Source organism: Roseateles sp., assembly GCF_031397715.1.
Taxonomy (GTDB): domain Bacteria; phylum Pseudomonadota; class Gammaproteobacteria; order Burkholderiales; family Burkholderiaceae_C; genus Paucibacter_A.
In genome coordinates, this window is record NZ_JANNMI010000062.1 from 1 (window position 1) to 14377 (window position 14377).

17 protein-coding genes and 1 CRISPR repeat array are annotated in these 14377 nt (G+C 65.8%); of the genes, 16 read left to right on the plus strand and 1 reads right to left on the minus strand.

What is annotated here, in order from left to right; translation table 11 throughout:
- Positions 1-299 precede the first annotated feature (299 nt).
- From csm6 to RMO57_RS02840, 11 genes are all read left to right on the plus strand, one after another.
- Entirely contained in the window at positions 300-881 is a 582-nt protein-coding gene (gene csm6, locus RMO57_RS02790) for a CRISPR-associated ring nuclease Csm6 (RefSeq protein WP_310383998.1), read from the plus strand.
- 258 nt (positions 882-1139) lie between these two features.
- Positions 1140-1673, plus strand: a complete 534-nt coding sequence (locus RMO57_RS02795; RefSeq protein ID WP_310383999.1) for a hypothetical protein — start codon at positions 1140-1142, stop codon at positions 1671-1673.
- A complete protein-coding gene (locus tag RMO57_RS02800; RefSeq protein WP_310384000.1) occupies positions 1663-1944 on the plus strand; it encodes a hypothetical protein in 282 nt (93 codons plus the stop codon). Before RMO57_RS02795 ends, RMO57_RS02800 begins: the two co-directional genes overlap by 11 nt.
- Positions 1941-4868 carry a type III-B CRISPR-associated protein Cas10/Cmr2 gene (gene cas10 / locus RMO57_RS02805; protein ID WP_310384001.1) on the plus strand — a complete coding sequence of 976 codons (2928 nt, stop codon included), beginning with the start codon at positions 1941-1943 and terminating at the stop codon, positions 4866-4868. Before RMO57_RS02800 ends, cas10 begins: the two co-directional genes overlap by 4 nt.
- Positions 4865-5989, plus strand: coding sequence for a type III-B CRISPR module-associated protein Cmr3 (locus tag RMO57_RS02810; protein ID WP_310384003.1), 1125 nt, complete (start codon positions 4865-4867; stop codon positions 5987-5989). Before cas10 ends, RMO57_RS02810 begins: the two co-directional genes overlap by 4 nt.
- Positions 5990-6037: 48 nt before the next feature.
- Positions 6038-6946, plus strand: a complete 909-nt coding sequence (gene cmr4 / locus RMO57_RS02815) for a type III-B CRISPR module RAMP protein Cmr4 (protein ID WP_310384005.1) — start codon at positions 6038-6040, stop codon at positions 6944-6946.
- 3 nt (positions 6947-6949) lie between these two features.
- Positions 6950-7342, plus strand: coding sequence for a type III-B CRISPR module-associated protein Cmr5 (cmr5, locus tag RMO57_RS02820; RefSeq protein ID WP_310384007.1), 393 nt, complete (start codon positions 6950-6952; stop codon positions 7340-7342).
- A gap of 2 nt (positions 7343-7344) precedes the next feature.
- Positions 7345-8469: a type III-B CRISPR module RAMP protein Cmr6 gene (gene cmr6 / locus RMO57_RS02825; RefSeq protein WP_310384009.1), complete on the plus strand. Its 1125-nt coding sequence runs from the start codon at positions 7345-7347 to the stop codon at positions 8467-8469.
- The gene (locus RMO57_RS02830; RefSeq protein ID WP_310384011.1) at positions 8466-8801 is read left to right on the plus strand and encodes an STIV orfB116 family protein; all 336 of its coding nucleotides are present in this window, start codon (positions 8466-8468) and stop codon (positions 8799-8801) included. Before cmr6 ends, RMO57_RS02830 begins: the two co-directional genes overlap by 4 nt.
- 6 nt (positions 8802-8807) lie before the next feature.
- A complete protein-coding gene (gene cas6 / locus RMO57_RS02835; RefSeq protein ID WP_310384013.1) occupies positions 8808-9716 on the plus strand; it encodes a CRISPR system precrRNA processing endoribonuclease RAMP protein Cas6 in 909 nt (302 codons plus the stop codon).
- A complete protein-coding gene (locus RMO57_RS02840) occupies positions 9713-10573 on the plus strand; it encodes a Card1-like endonuclease domain-containing protein (RefSeq protein ID WP_310384016.1) in 861 nt (286 codons plus the stop codon). Before cas6 ends, RMO57_RS02840 begins: the two co-directional genes overlap by 4 nt.
- Positions 10574-10581: 8 nt before the next feature.
- On the opposite strand, the gene RMO57_RS02845 is transcribed toward RMO57_RS02840, so the two are convergent.
- Entirely contained in the window at positions 10582-10758 is a 177-nt protein-coding gene (locus tag RMO57_RS02845) for a hypothetical protein (RefSeq protein ID WP_310384019.1), read from the minus strand.
- Between the two features lie 282 nt (positions 10759-11040).
- Here RMO57_RS02845 and RMO57_RS02850 point away from each other — a divergent pair, with 282 nt between their 5' ends.
- The 5 genes from RMO57_RS02850 to cas2 all read left to right on the plus strand — a co-directional run bounded on the left by RMO57_RS02850 (position 11041) and on the right by cas2 (position 13803).
- Complete coding sequence (locus tag RMO57_RS02850) at positions 11041-11322, plus strand: CRISPR-associated endonuclease Cas2 (protein ID WP_310384021.1); 282 nt, start codon at positions 11041-11043, stop codon at positions 11320-11322.
- 18 nt (positions 11323-11340) lie between these two features.
- Positions 11341-12366, plus strand: a complete 1026-nt coding sequence (gene cas1 / locus RMO57_RS02855) for a CRISPR-associated endonuclease Cas1 (protein ID WP_310384023.1) — start codon at positions 11341-11343, stop codon at positions 12364-12366.
- Entirely contained in the window at positions 12363-12752 is a 390-nt protein-coding gene (locus RMO57_RS02860; protein ID WP_310384025.1) for a CRISPR-associated endonuclease Cas1, read from the plus strand. Before cas1 ends, RMO57_RS02860 begins: the two co-directional genes overlap by 4 nt.
- Positions 12753-12913: 161 nt before the next feature.
- Positions 12914-13369 carry a hypothetical protein gene (locus RMO57_RS02865; protein WP_310384027.1) on the plus strand — a complete coding sequence of 152 codons (456 nt, stop codon included), beginning with the start codon at positions 12914-12916 and terminating at the stop codon, positions 13367-13369.
- Positions 13366-13803, plus strand: a complete 438-nt coding sequence (gene cas2 / locus RMO57_RS02870) for a CRISPR-associated endonuclease Cas2 (RefSeq protein WP_310384028.1) — start codon at positions 13366-13368, stop codon at positions 13801-13803. Before RMO57_RS02865 ends, cas2 begins: the two co-directional genes overlap by 4 nt.
- Before the next feature lie 64 nt (positions 13804-13867).
- Positions 13868-14325: direct repeats of the CRISPR family, unit length 38 nt; unit sequence GGCCTAGTTCCTGACCCCGATCTCCAGGGGATTAAGAC.
- The last annotated feature ends 52 nt before the right edge of the window (positions 14326-14377 follow it).

The window sequence follows — 14377 nt, forward strand, 5'->3', positions numbered from 1 at the left end:
TCCTCGTCGACAAGGGCGTGCTGATGCCGGGCGACACCTACGCGATCACCTGCGGCGAGCCGATGGGCTACCCCGGCGGCACCAATATGCTGAAGGTCTGTCGCGTCGGCGGTTAATGGGGTAGTTTGGGCGGCCGCTGGCCTGCCGGTTTTCCTTGCGTGCCGCCCCGTCACGCAAGGCTGCTATATTGCAGTGGAATAAAAAGTTAGCAAATACCAGCGATCAGCGGGGGCGAATTGGGCGAGAGTGACGAACCGAGTCAAGTTGGCCCCGTCCCGTCAAGGCGGGTGCTGCTGGCTGTGTTGGGCCTGTCACCGCAGGTTTTGACCGAAACGCTTTACGCCTTGGCGCTTGCCGGCGAAGAGGGCTTGCCGCACGAGGTGCATGTGCTGACCACACAAGTCGGGGCGCAGCGTACTTTGACGCAGCTACTGGCCCCTGGTAGCGGCTGGTTTCATAGGCTGACACAAGACTACGGCTTGCCGCCGATCAAGTTTGAGGCCTCCACCGTCCATGTGCTGAAGGGCGCACTGGGGCAGGAACTCCAGGACATCCGCAGCGCCGCGGACAACGCCCTGCTGGCGGATCAAATCTCCGACTTGGTGCGGGCCTTCACGCAGGACGCCCACACCAGCCTGCATGTCAGCTTGGCGGGCGGCCGCAAAAGCATGGCCTTCTTCGCCGGCTATGCCCTGAGTTTGTGGGGTCGCCCGCAAGACCGGTTGAGTCATGTGCTGGTCAGCGAGCCGTTCGAGTCCAGCCCCGAGTTCTACTACCCCAGCCGCGAGCCGCGCTGGATTGCCACGCGCGACCAGCAGCAGGTCGATTGTTCGCAAGCGCAAGTCACGCTACCGCGCCGGCATGAGCCAGGCCGACTTTGACGAACGCAAGAGCAAGGTCAACAAGGCGTTCAGCAACGCCTTGGGTATTGAGGCCGCATAGCCCTACAAAATCGGCAGGCAGGGCCGGCCTAAATTGTTTGAGCAGCGGCTGGCTGCGCAGGCGCTGTTTGTTAAAGACTGAATCAGCAGCAAACCGCAAGCTTGCGCTTGAGGCCTGCCCGGCCCATTCGACGGCACAGTCTCGTCATTACTTCTTCCCCCCACTCGAATCTCAGTTTCGGCTGCACCGCAATCAGGATGCAAATCCTGCGCTACAAAGTTGAGTTCCTAACGCCCGCCTTCCTGGTCGATGCTGTGCAATCCGGGCGCTGGCAGCTCGACGCCATGCGGGCCGCCGAGGCCAAGCTGTTTGGCACGGCGGCGGCCGGGGAGGGCGCGTCCAATCGGAGTGCTTTGCGGCTGCGGCTAAGTCGCTGGGACGAAGGCAAACTCGAGGCCTGGCAGTCGCTGGAGACGGTGACGCATCCGGAGGTCAAGTCTGCGGTGGCGGCCGATCTGTATATGGGTTGCGGGCCGGTCACATTGCCGAAAGGCGCAAGGCCCCAATTGAAGGCGGCCGCAGCTATCCAAGAGGGCGAGCACGCCGAGCTTGCGCTCGCCTTACCCGTCCAGCATGCTGGCTTGATTCAAAGGGCGCTGGCGCTGATGCAGCATTGCGGTGCCTTGGGCGGTCGCAGCCGCAATGGTTGGGGTTCGATTCACCTTGAGGCGCAACCCCGTCACCAACCACAGCGTGTCGGCATGGGACAAAAACGCCCGCTTGCCCAATAGCTTGCGATTCAAGCTGCGCCGCGATGCCGACGGTGGCTTGCGCGTGGCGGTGTTCCATCTGCCGTGCCGCCCGATTGCCGCTTTCCGACCGCAGGCTGCCGCGCTGGAGAAGGTGTGGGCGGGTGCGCATCAGCTGCTGGACACCTTGACGCTGGAGCCGGACAAGCGCCAATACAGCGGCATTGCCGACCCGACTCGACGCGAAGCCCTGCGCCCGCATCTGAACAAGATCGAACTCGCTCGCGTCAAGCCCGGAACGCCCACACCATGAACCTCACCCCCGACCTGCGCCGCCAAGCCCAACTCGCCGCGCGTCTGCGCGATCCGCCGGAAAAGGCCTTGATCCTGATGCGCACCGATGAAGGCCACGAGGCCGGCACCACGCGCACGCTCTTGGAAGAGCTGTTCCCCAGCGGCCAGCCCAAAGCCGACAGGGAAGCCGTCAAGGCCGCCGTCAAGCAGGCCGACCACTGGGCCTCGACGGCCGACCGCGCTGCTTTTCCGAAGCATGAGGACGACGGCCGCTACCCGCGCTGGCAGCAGGTGCACTTCCATAAGCAACCGGTGCTGATCCACCCGCTGACCGGCGCCGAGCTGGACCTCAAGTCCTTGAGCGAGGTCGATCCTCATCATGCCGAGGCCATCTCGTCGGAATACTTGCGCGGGCTCGTCCACCGCAGCGAAGGCCAAATTGATGCGCAACGCACCGCACTCGCCTTCTGGCGCTTCGGCCCCGAGATCAAGGCCGATGGGTTGGGTCTGCTCTGGCCGCTGCTGCCGGCCGACTCGCGCGTGCCCGACCACAGCATTTGGGACCATACCGACCTGACCGCCGCGCTCGCCGTCTGCCATGTGGACGCCGATGAGGGCGGGCCGGCGCTGCTGTCGGTGAGCATCGGCCCGGTACAAGAGGTGATCGCCGCCGCCCGTTCCTCGTCCGACCTGTGGGCCGGCTCGCACCTGTTGGCGCGGCTGGCCTGGGAGGCGATGCGGGTGGTTTGCGAAGCGCTTGGCCCCGAGCACATCTTGTTCCCGCGCCTGCGCGGCGTGCCACAGGTGGATGTGTGGCTGCGCGACGCCATGGGCTTGGAGCCAAAACTGTTCGAAGAATGCGACTGGACGCGCAGCCACAGCGATGCGAATCCATTGTTCACCGCCGCGCTGCCGAACCGCTTCACCGCCTTGGTGCCGGCCGCCATGGCGCGCGATCTGGCTGCCACCATCACCGCCAAGCTGCGCGAGTTCGTGCAGCGCCAAGCCGGCGCTGCCTTGCGCCTGCTGCTGACCGAAGCCGGCGTGGCGGACGACCCGGCGCTGCCGGCCTACGCGCAAATCAAAAAGCAGCTGGCCGAGTTTCCGCAGGTGCATTGGGCGGCGGTGCCGTTTTCCTTGGTCGATAGCGATGAGAAAGGCCGCGTGGCCGCCAACACCCCGTTGCTGCAGGTCGGCACGCCGCGCTTGCGGGCCGCGATGGCGCCGTTTTTCGGCGGCATCCCAGCCGGCACGGCGCCGGGTTTTCTGGGCACACCGGCCTGGGGCTTGCTGAGTGGCGGCTTGAACTTGGAGGACGGCTGGTTCTACTGGCCCAATCCGGGCGCGCTCTACCCGGCCCTGCATGAATTGCTGGAGCGCACGCTGGCGGCGGTCAAGGCCACGCGCACGTTTGAGCAGCAAAACGAGATCGGCTGGCGCTGCTCGCTCAGCGGCGAGGTCGAATGGCTGACCACCGACCGGGCCCAATTGACCCTGCCGCCCGGGGCACGCCAAGACACCCTGTGGGCCAAGGTCGCGGCCAAGCGCCCGCAATGGGCTCGCCCGGGCGAGCATCTGGGTGCGCTGGCCACCTTGAAGCGGCTGTGGCCCAGCCTGGTCGTGCGGGAAATGGGCGCGCTGCTGGACGGCGAGGTCAGCCGTTTTGTCGTCAGCACCCACACCCTGGCCGTGGCTGGCACGCTGCAAACGTGGCTGGAGCGTGGCGAACGCCTGCCCGCCGAGTTGGCTGCCGCCGTGCGGGCCGCCAATCCGCAGCGGGTGGCGCTGCCGCGCCGTTTGCGTGCGGCGGTGATGAGGCATGCCGATGCCGCGATCCTGCTGCTGCTGCCCGGTTGGCTGGAGGGCGAGCAAGAAGATGAAACCCGCGCCGCCGCCGCCCGTCAACTGCTGAACAAGGCCTTGGGCCAAACGCCCGAAACCTATTTCGGCCTGCTGCTGATGGACGGCGACGAGATGGGCGCCTGGCTGTCGGCCGGCCAAGACAAAACCCTCACCCACGCGCAGTGCATGCACCCGCAAGTGCGCACCGGCTTGACGCGGTTCAAGCCCGACACCCCCTTGCGCCGCTACCTTGAAAGTGCGCGGGCACCGAACCCGGGGCGGCATATGGTGATCTCCGACGCGCTCAACCAGTTCGCCCTGCGCCTAGTGCCGCAGGTGGTGGAGCGGCACTTCAACGGTCGCCTCATTTACGCCGGTGGCGACGATGTGTTGGCGATGCTGCCGGTGGGCGACCTGCTGCCCGCCGCCACCGCCTTGCGGGCGGTCTACAGCGGCGTGGACCCGCGCAGTGTGGGCCTGCATGAGCATGAGTCCATCGATATAACGCGGGTCCAGAATGGTTTTGCCAGGCTGCAAGCCCCGGGGCAGCCGGCGCAACTGCTGCGCGTGATGGGCGAACAGGCCACCGCTTCCACGGGCCTGGTGGTGGCCCACCATCAAGCGCCGCTGAGTGCCGTGCTGCGCGAGCTGCGGGCGGCTGAAAAGCGCGCCAAGGAATCAGGCGGCCGCAACGCCTTCAGCATCAGCTTGATCAAACGCTCGGGCGGCACCCTGCAACTCACCGCCAAATGGGGCGAGCCGATGGCGCTGCTGCTCGACTTGCTGGTGTTTTTGAAGCAGGAAGGGGTGTCGCGGCGGGCGATCTATCACAGCGTCGAATGGCTGGACGACCTGCCGCCTGACAACGAGGCCCTGTTGGCCGCGCTGCTGGCCTGGCAGTTCAGGCGGCAGAGCAAAGACAAGGACAAGACCACGGCCGGCAAGCTGGCCGAACGGCTGGCCCGCCTGGCCCACTCACCCGCGCTGTTGCCCAAAGATGCCCAGCCGCAGCAATGGCTGAGCCATTTCATGCAGGTGGCCGAGTTCTTGGCACGCGAGGCACGCGGTCTCGATCTTTCACCCGCAAAGGACACTCAATGACACCGCAACAAAGCTGCTTCTTGCAGCCGCTCGACACCCTGGTGTTGCGCGGCAACAAGCTGTTCGGTGACCCCGGCAGTTACGGCGAGGCGCTGATGCCGCCCTGGCCCTCGGTGGCGGCCGGTGCCCTGCGCAGCGCGATGCTGGCGCGTGACGGCATCGATCTGGCCGCCTTTGGGCGTGGGCAGGCGCCGCACCCAGAGTTGGGCACACCCGAGCGGCCCGGCGCCTTTGAGCTACAAGCCTTTCAACTGGCGCGCCTGGTGGCAGGCCAGGTGGAGCTGCTATGGCGCTTGCCCGCTGATTTGGTCGTGGACAAGGCCAATGAATCGGTGTACGGCATGGAGCCGACCCAGCTGGCAGGATCGTTGGAAAACTCGGCGCCTTTGCCGCTGCTGCCAGTTTTGGCGCAGGCCGAACGTAGCAAGCCGGCCAATGGCTATTGGTTGACGCAAGCCGGCTGGGCGGCCTACATGACCGGCAAATTGCCGTCGTTCCATCAGTTGATCCACAGCCGCGAGCTGTGGCAGCTTGAGATGCGTGTCGGCGTCGGGCTCGACCCCACGACGCGTGCCGCTGCCGATGGCAAGCTGTTCAGCACCCAGGCCGTGACCTTGCTCGATGGCGTCGGTTTCGCCCTCAGCTTGAGGGGTGCCCGCTTGGATGATTTGGGCCTGCTGCGTTTTGGTGGCGAGGGCCGCAGCGTCAGTCTCAGCCGGCCCGACATCAGCTGGCCAACACCCGATTTCGAGGCTTTGGCGCGGCGCAAGAAATGCCGCGTTGTGCTGACCACACCGGGCCTGTTTGCCGACGGTTGGCGGCTGCCCGGCATGGGGCTGGACGGCCGATTGAACTTGCCCGGCCTCAGCGCCCGGGTCAGCTGCGCGGCGCTGGGTGCTGCCGAAATCATCAGCGGCTTCGATATGGCCCGGCGCGAGCCCAAGCCCGCGCAGCGCGCTGTTGCCGCCGGCAGCGTGTATTGGCTCGACGAGCTGCAGGCCGAACCCGACGCACTCGGCAAGCTTGCGGAAACGGGCTTTTGGCCGGCGGCTGATGACAATCAAGCCCACACCGATCAACGCCGCGCCGAAGGTTTCAATCGCTGCGCCTTGGCCCTCTGAGCGACCCAATCAGTTACCTCGAATTCAAGCGGAATAAAGCACACCATCATGTTCCAACAAAAAGCAGCCCTGTTTCTCTACGCCGCCAGCCCCGTTCACATGGGAGCGGGCAGCGCCATCGGCGTGATCGACAACCCGATCCAGCGCGAACGCCACAGCGGCCACCCGAGCTTTGCCGGCTCCGGCCTGAAGGGCGCGGTGCGGCATGGTTTTGACGCGCTGCGGCCCGCCGACGGCTCGTCGGCGCATGCCAATCTGCTGTTCGGCCCCGAGTCGACCAGCGGCGACCTGCACGCCGGCGCGGTCAGCTTTGGCGACGCGCAATTGCTCACCTTCCCAGTGCGCAGCCTGCGCGGCAGCTTTGTGCACGCCACCTGCCCGCTGGCGCTGGCACGGGCCAAACGACTGCTGGGCTTGTTGGGCGTGGCGGTCGATTGGGCCATCCCCAGCGTGGACGAGGGCCACTGCGTGCTTGCGAATCCGGCCCTGTTGTCCGATGGCCAAAAGCTGCATCTGGAAGCGTTCGAGTACGCCGCGCAGCGCATCAGCCCCGAGCTGATGTCGTTGGGCCAAGACTTGGCCGCGCGCGCTATACCGAATGATGCCGCCAACGAGTTTTTTCGCACCAAGCTCGCCCAAGACCTGGTGGTTTTGTCTGACACCGATTTCGCCTACTTCACCCGCCACGCCACGCTGGTGGAAGCGCATGTGCGCATCGACGCCGATACCGGCACGGCCAGCAAAGGCGGGCTGTTCTATTCCGAGAACCTGCCGCCCGAGGCCTTGCTGATTGCGTCTCTGTGCGCCAGTCGCTCGCGCAGCGGCACTGGGGCTGATTTGCCCGCCGAGGCGGTGATGAGCCAGATGCGCGCGCTGCTGGACGGCCGGCTGCTGCAGATCGGCGGCGACGCCAGCACCGGGCGTGGCCTGGTGCTGGCCAAACTGCAGGAGGCTTGAGCCATGGCGACCACAACTCACAAGCTCACGCTGGAGCAGCAGCGTGCCCAGAATGCCTGGGCTTGCGCGCAGCAATCCGGTGTTGGTGATGAGTACAAAAACCTCGCCAAGAGTCTGCCGGCCTTGATCATGAACAGCGGTTTGCTGCAGGTGATGGCTTTTCTACATGAGAAGGGCAGCAAGCCCAAACAGGTGCATTGCAAGCTGATGGGCGAGCATCTGCGCGCCTGGCTAAACCAACGCTACGGCGACCAAGTGCCGAAGGATTTCGGCCGCTGTATGGCGGCGCTGATGGCGGCCAAGCCTGCGCATTTCCAGGCCGTCACGCAAGAGGCCTTTGACTGGCTGCGCTGGTTGCGCCAGGTCGTGCCGGCCGTGGTGGACGGGGGAGTTTGAGCATGGCTATCTCCGCCACGCCCGCTTACCTGGGTCAGGACTTCACGACTGCATCGCCGGGCCTGCGCTTTGGCATGTATTTGCCGCTTTGGGACCTGCCGGACGGCGATGCCCGAGGGCGCTTGATCAGCCCGGATTCCAAGGGCCGGGCACTGCTGAATGCCTGCAAATTGAACGACGGCGACCGAGCCTTGATGAAGGCCCTGACCCAGCGCGCCCAAGCCCTGGCTCAGCTTGCCGGCGGTGCGCTGCTGCAAATTCAGGCCGAGGCGATTGCGCCGTTCACCACCGGCCTGGGCAACGCCCACCCGCTGGAAAACGGCTTTGCGTTCTTGAATCCTTATGGCCTGCCGTACTTGGCCGGCAGCGGCATCAAGGGCGTGCTGCGTGCGGCGGCAATGGAGTTGGCGCAAGGCGAGTGGGGAGGCGGTCAGGGCTGGGACGCAGCAGCCGTCTTGGCCTTGTTTGGCAGCGAAGCTGAAGCGCAGGAGCTGCGGCGCGGTGCCCTGAGTTTTTGGGACGTGTTGCCGCAAGTGCCGGGTGACAAGCTGCATGTTGAGGTGATGACCCCGCATCAAAGCCACTATTTGCAGGGCAAAGAGTCGCCGCATGACAGCGGCAGCCCGAACCCGATCACCTTCCTGACCGTGCCGCCGGGCGCCAAGTTTGCCTTCACCGTGCAATGCGACGAGCGCTTGCTGGGCCCGCCTGACTCAGCGCTGGTGGCGAGCTGGCGCGGCTTGCTGAAGGCCGCCTTTGACCATGCGTTCGAATGGCTTGGCTTTGGTGCCAAAACAGCGGTGGGCTATGGCGCGATGAAGGATGTCGCCGCAGCGTCCCGCCCAGGCGCGGGGAGCGCAAGCGCCACAAAGCTGGCCAGCGATACCGAAACCTGGCTCGCCGCCACGCTGATCTTCGACAAAGGCCGGGGCGAGCTGCGTGCCAAGCTAGGCGGCGTGGTCAGCGCGCCGCTCAAGGGCGACGCGATGAAGACCTTCATGACCAGCCTCGGCGAGGACGACGCACGCCTGCGCAAAAAGGGCGAGCTTAAAAACGTCGCCCTGCTGATGTGCAAGACCGGCAATCAATTCGACATCAAAGCGCTTGCCGATGCTGCAACACCATGAACCCGGCGACCATGGCCCGCTACATCCTCAACTCGGCCGTGCTCACCGACTACGGCCGGTTCTGCCTGGCTGGCCCTCTGACCCTCGAGCAGGCGCGGCAGTTTCTGGATCAAGGCGCAGAGTCGGCCATCGGACACGCCGGCGCGGCGCAGTTGATCAGCGCCGAGCTGCAGCGGCCCGTTGAGGTGCAAAGGCAAAGCGTGACCTTGGCCGAGGGTGATCAGGCGCTGGTCTTGCGCCTGCTGCAGCGCCTGCCCGAGGGCCGCGTGCTCGACGCTGCCGAAGCGGCCGCCTGGCCACATGAATACGCGCTATTGACGCGCTTGGAGTGATCCGGAATGAATGCTTTGCTTACTCAGTCGTTCCCCATCACCACGCTGCGCGTGCAAACTGCCGCGCTGAGCGCCCTGACCTTGCCCGAATACGCCGGCAGCGCGCTGCGCGGGATTCTGGGCCATGAGTTGCGTGCGCTCGCCTGCGTCACCGGCGCGCCAAGCTGCGACGCCCGCCCGCTGCGCCAGACCTGCGCCTACACGGAGGTGTTCGAGGGTGTGGCGCCCGCCGATGCCGAGCGCACCTACTCGAACATCCCCAACGGCTTTGTGTTGGCCGCGCCGCTGCACAGCGCCGCGCAGCCGCTGCAGCGCGGCGATCACTTTGAATTCAAACTGACTTTGATCGGCCGTGCGCGCCGGCATGCGCCGCTGGTGCGCCAAGCGCTGGCCCGTGGCATGGCGCAGCGTCTGGGCGCCTGGGGTGGCGGGCTGACGCTGCTGAGCAGCGCGGCCGAGCCAGTGCCGGCTGCAACCCTGCCGCCAGACGCACGCCGGCTGCGCATCGAGCTGCTGACCCCGCTGTATCTGAAACGACAAGGCGAGCCGCTGCGCCCGCAGCAATTGCAGGCGCGGGACTTCTTGAATGCCTTGATCCGCCGCGTCGGCGACTTGCTGGCGCTGCAGCTGGGCCAGGGCCCGGCTTGGCGCGAACCAGCCAGCGCGTTGCGCCAAGCCGCCGAGGCGATCCAGGCCCATAACGCCGATTTGCGCTGGCACAGCATCAAGCGCTGGTCCAACCGCCAGCACAGTGAAATGCAGCTCTGCGGCCTGCTCGGCAGCTTCGAGTTGAGCGGCCCATGGCAGCCATTGGCCGAGCTGTTGCAGCTGGGGCAGACGCTGCATATCGGCGGCAAAACCAGCTTCGGCCTTGGCCGCTACACCGTCACCTCATGTCAGGACAAAACCCTATGAGTAGCCGCCCCACACTGCACGTCGTCATCGCCTCCGGCCAAAACCAGGGCAACCTGATTCCCGCGCTGCAATGCGGCGCGACGCAGGCTTGGGTGCTGCAAACGCCGGCCATGAAGGCCAGTGCCGAGCAGCTGACGCAGGCCTTCAAGGCGCGCGGCATCGAGGTCAAACGTATCCCCTTTGATGACCGTGATGTCGCCACGCTGATGGCGCAGGCGCAAGACCTGGCGGCCCAACTCGACGGCCAGCCGGTGGTCATCAACTTCACCGGCGGCACCAAGCCGATGGCCTTGGCGCTGAACCAGCAACTGGCCGCCTTGCTCAACACCGGCAGCGCCGCCAGCGCCCCGCATCTGGCCTATTGCGACACCGACCATCAGCGCCTGGAGTGGCTGCAACGCTGTGCCGAGCTGGGCCTAGCGCATTGGGACGGCGAGGCCGAAATCGTTTTCGCTAACGCCGCTGCTGCCGTCTACTTGGGCGGCGGCTGGGTCGAGGAATTTGCCGCGCTCAAGCTCAAGGGCCTATTTCCCCATCGCTGGGAGCAAAACCTGCAGGTGGAGCAGGTCGGCAGTGGCACTCGCAATGAGCTCGACGCAGTGGTCGTGCACCGCAACCGCATGCTCATCATCGAATGCAAGGCCGCCCGCACCGACAACACCCCCGCCGACTGGATCTACAAGCTCAGCCAGCTCAGCCGCAGCGTCGGTGGCGCCATGGCCACGCCCTTGCTGCTGTCGGCCCGCAAACTCGACCCCGAGGCCAGGCAACGCGCCGCGCAATACAAAGTCGACGTCATCGACGGCGCCGAGATTCAAAACCTGGTGCCTTATCTGCAGCGCTGGAAAGACGCCTGATTCGACGATCAGCCCGGGCCAGCAACCTTGGCCCGCCGCGCTGCGAACTCGGCTTCCACTTGATCGTTACTTTGACCCTGGCCGGCCTGCATCGAGGTGCGCGCCAGCTCGACCTTGCCCTGCAAAAACTTGCCAAAATTCAGTGCGGCTTGCGCAGACGCAGACGCAGACGCACTGGCCGGCATGACTGCTGCTCCTTGCGCGGGCACCAGTTTGGTTGAGGAGGCAGCCTTTTTTGACATGGGAAAGCGCGCTTCATGTGAGGGGCTAAACCGAACCACGCTTCCTTGCCACACAGTGCGAGCAGGGCCGGGACTGCCATCGCGCTTATCGCGCTTACCGCGCCTACCGCGATTGGCGCCAATTTCCGCAAGCTTGCCGAATTGACGTTGAACGCCCAAGCCTACCTACAGTGCCTGCATTCCTCAACAAACGCACGCCTCAAGCCGGCAACAGCCCAAACCCCCATGCTGCGCCACCTCTTCCTCGTCGGCTATGACATCAGCAGCGCACGCCGCCGCCGGCGTGTTTTGCGCTCGCTCAAGGGTCACGCGGTGGGCGGGCAGAAGTCGCTGTACGAATGCTGGTTCACGGTCGCTGAGCTGCAGGCGGCGATGGCGCAGATGGAGCACCTGATGGACCCGGCAACCGACCGCGCCGTGTTCGTGCAGCTCGACACCCGCGCCTTGGTGCACGGCCTGGGCCGGGCCGTACCCGCGCCGGCCGACGATTTTTTCTACCTCGGCTGAAAAAGGAGCTCTGCGCAGATGAACACCCTCTACATCGACCGCCCCGGCTACGAGCTGCGCTGGCGCGACGGCGCCTTGCAGCTGCGCCGCGACGGCGAACTCGAACGCACCGTGCCGGCCGCCTTGTTGCAGCGCGTGGTCTTGCGTGCCGACACCCTGCTCAGCAGCGCCACGCTGGCCGCGCTGGCCGATGCCGACATCGGCTTGCTGGCCTTTGGCGGGCGCGGCGGCCAGCGCGTGGCGCAGCTGATGGGCAAGCCCGGGGCCGACGCCCGGCTGCGGCTGGCGCAATGCGATCTGGCCCTGCAGCCAAGCGCCAGCGCCGCCATCGCGGCCCGCCTGGTGCGCGCCAAGCTGCTCGGGCAGGCGCGGCTGTTGCGCCGCGCGCTGGTGCAGCGGCTGGACCTGCGCAAGCCCATGCTGGACGGGCTGGACACGCTCGGCCTGACCCTCGCCCAGCTGCGCGGCGCCGCCGCCAGCGCGCTGCCCATCGGCAGCCTGCGCGGCCTGGAGGGGGCAGGTGCCGCCGCCTACTTCCGCGCCTACCAGCAGCTGTTTGCGCCCGCATTGGGCTTTGTGGGCCGGCGCCGCCGCCCACCGCCCGACCCGGTCAACGCCGCGCTGTCGCTGGGCTACACGCTGTTGCATGCGCAAGCCGCGCAGGTGCTGTGGTCGCAGGGGCTTGATCCGGCCTTGGGCTTCTTGCATGCGCCCGCCTACAGCCGTGCGTCGCTGGCTTGCGACCTGATGGAGCCCTGGCGCGTGCAGGTCGATCAACTCGTGTGGGACGCGTTCCGCGAGCGCACGCTGCGGCCCGAGCACTTTGGCCGGGACGGTGCCGGCGCCTGCCTGATGGGCAAGCCAGCGCGCGCCGCGCTCTACCCGCTCTTGCACCTGGCAGCCCGGCGCAGTGAGCCGGCGATGTGCCGCACCGCCCGCGCCTTGGCGCGGGCCTTGTTGGCCAATTCGGCGCTGGCGGCGGTTTGTGTCGACCCGGCCGACGGCGACGACGGCGCCGATCGATCCGAGCAGGAGGCCCCATGATCCGGGCCCTCTACCTCGACGCTGCCCAAGACTGGCAAGTGCGCCTCGATGACGGCGTGTCCCTGCACGTCAGCGCGCCGGGCCGCACCCGCAACCTGGTGCCGCTGCGTCAGCTCGCGCGCGTCATCAGCCCTGCCAGCGCGCAGTGGAGCACCGAGGCCTTGCTGGCCTGCTTGCGCAGCGGCGTGCCGGTGCTGTTTCATGACCACCATGGTGACACCATCGCTTGGTGCTTTGGGCCGCGCAAACGCGAAACCACCTTGGGCGAGCTGCTGCGCGAAACCATGCACCACCCGATGGGGAGCGACCCTAGATTCGGCAGTTGGACGCGCCTGAGTGCGCTGCGATGCGGTGCGCTGGCGAGGCGCGACGACGACGCGGGCTGATGCCCGCGAGGAGAAGCAACAATGTCAGCGTGCCGTAGCGCGGTGCAATCAGGTGCGTAGCGCGCTCACCAAATTGGTGAATTGAGTCGAAGCAACTTTCGGCAATAGGCATCGGACTTTGTTGGGAAAAGTGAGCGGTCAACTGCCGAATCTAGGGTGAAATGCTGGACCAATGGCGGCGCAGCTGCGAGCGGCGCGAAATCCTCGGCGCCCTGGTTGGTGCCGGCATCGCCCCGCGCCCGGCCGACGCGGCCAACGCGCGCAGCCGCTTGTTCAACCACCACCGCGTGCGCCTGGGTCTTGCCGTCGGGGAGCGCATGCGTCATTTGCAGCGCGCCGCCGGCGCTTTGGTGGCGCAGCAGCTGCACGAGCATCTGGGCGACCCGGCGCTGATCGGCTTCGCCCGCGAGGGCCTGCATTTGGGCCTGTTCTTGACCGAGCTCTTGCAGTGGCGCTTGCATCTGAGTCTGGCGCAGACACCGCGCTGGCGGCTGGAAACGCTGTCGGCGGCGCAGTTTGCCGCCTTTGCGGTCGAGCGTGACGGCACCGAGCTGTGCCGCGCGCTGGGCGATCAACTCGGCAGCCTTGAATATCACCTGAGGGAGCAACTGACATGAGCAACAACATCAAGCAGCGCCGCAGCAAGCGGCTGGGCAGTGTGCCGGTGCATTTGGGGGCCAAGACCTGGTTGCTGGCCTATGACATCAGTGACCCCAAACGCCTGCGCCAAGTGCACCGGGAGGTGCGCCGCCATGGGCTTGCGGCGCTGTACTCCGCCTTTGTGGTGCCGGCCAGCGACGCCAAGCTGGCTGACTTGCTGGATGAGCTGGATAACATCATTCACGACCAGGAGGACGATGTGCGCGCCTACCATTTACCCTTGCACTGCAAGGTCTGGCGCATGGGGCGTGGCGAGCGGCTGGACGGTGTTCATTTGGACGCCGGTAGCGCCGCTACGCTGCTGCTCGGCGCGGTGTTGCCGGTGGCTGCTGCGGTCGAAGCCGACGCTGAGTCGGATTGGGAAGAGCCGTTTTTACCCTCAGAAACATGAAGTCTGTTTTTCTTGTCAAACCCCTCTCCAAGTGCTTGTCGGGCTTGTGTTTTTTGGCTTGAGCGGCCTAGTTTCTGACCCCGATCTCCAGGGGATTAAGACGGTTCAGGGTCATTGGGAAACCATGTCAATCTGCCTAGTTTCTGACCCCGATCTCCAGGGGATTAAGACCAAGTCAGCGATCAACGTGCCACGCTTGTTGGGGGCCTAGTTCCTGACCCCGATCTCCAGGGGATTAAGACCAATTGCCGTAGATCAGGCGGCGCACAGCGGCTGGCCTAGTTCCTGACCCCGATCTCCAGGGGATTAAGACGTGCTCCTTGGGGTGGTTCAGTATACTATCTAGGCCTAGTTCCTGACCCCGATCTCCAGGGGATTAAGACCCTGTACTGGTAGCGGCAGGGGTGCAGCATCGGCCTAGTTCCTGACCCCGATCTCCAGGGGATTAAGACGTCATCGGCGGGGGCTTGCGATCCGTTGCCGTCGCCTAGTTCCTGACTCCGATCTCCAGGGGATTAAGACCCCAGCAGCGCGGCCAAGGTCGCATCTCCCGTAGGCCTAGTTCCTGACCCCG

What these genes read in the sequence shown, in the direction of transcription:
- RMO57_RS02810 (WP_310384003.1), top strand. Translation starts at nt 4,865, where the DNA reads ATGACACCGCAACAAAGCTGCTTCTTGCAGCCGCTCGACACCCTGGTG.
- cas6 (WP_310384013.1), top strand. Translation starts at nt 8,808, where the DNA reads ATGAATGCTTTGCTTACTCAGTCGTTCCCCATCACCACGCTGCGCGTG.
- RMO57_RS02795 (WP_310383999.1), top strand. Translation starts at nt 1,140, where the DNA reads ATGCAAATCCTGCGCTACAAAGTTGAGTTCCTAACGCCCGCCTTCCTG.
- cmr6 (WP_310384009.1), top strand. Translation starts at nt 7,345, where the DNA reads ATGGCTATCTCCGCCACGCCCGCTTACCTGGGTCAGGACTTCACGACT.
- RMO57_RS02850 (WP_310384021.1), top strand. Translation starts at nt 11,041, where the DNA reads ATGCTGCGCCACCTCTTCCTCGTCGGCTATGACATCAGCAGCGCACGC.
- cas10 (WP_310384001.1), top strand. Translation starts at nt 1,941, where the DNA reads ATGAACCTCACCCCCGACCTGCGCCGCCAAGCCCAACTCGCCGCGCGT.
- cas2 (WP_310384028.1), top strand. Translation starts at nt 13,366, where the DNA reads ATGAGCAACAACATCAAGCAGCGCCGCAGCAAGCGGCTGGGCAGTGTG.
- cmr5 (WP_310384007.1), top strand. Translation starts at nt 6,950, where the DNA reads ATGGCGACCACAACTCACAAGCTCACGCTGGAGCAGCAGCGTGCCCAG.
- RMO57_RS02840 (WP_310384016.1), top strand. Translation starts at nt 9,713, where the DNA reads ATGAGTAGCCGCCCCACACTGCACGTCGTCATCGCCTCCGGCCAAAAC.
- cmr4 (WP_310384005.1), top strand. Translation starts at nt 6,038, where the DNA reads ATGTTCCAACAAAAAGCAGCCCTGTTTCTCTACGCCGCCAGCCCCGTT.
- RMO57_RS02830 (WP_310384011.1), top strand. Translation starts at nt 8,466, where the DNA reads ATGAACCCGGCGACCATGGCCCGCTACATCCTCAACTCGGCCGTGCTC.
- cas1 (WP_310384023.1), top strand. Translation starts at nt 11,341, where the DNA reads ATGAACACCCTCTACATCGACCGCCCCGGCTACGAGCTGCGCTGGCGC.
- RMO57_RS02865 (WP_310384027.1), top strand. Translation starts at nt 12,914, where the DNA reads ATGCTGGACCAATGGCGGCGCAGCTGCGAGCGGCGCGAAATCCTCGGC.
- RMO57_RS02860 (WP_310384025.1), top strand. Translation starts at nt 12,363, where the DNA reads ATGATCCGGGCCCTCTACCTCGACGCTGCCCAAGACTGGCAAGTGCGC.
- RMO57_RS02845 (WP_310384019.1), bottom strand. Translation starts at nt 10,758, where the DNA reads ATGCCGGCCAGTGCGTCTGCGTCTGCGTCTGCGCAAGCCGCACTGAAT.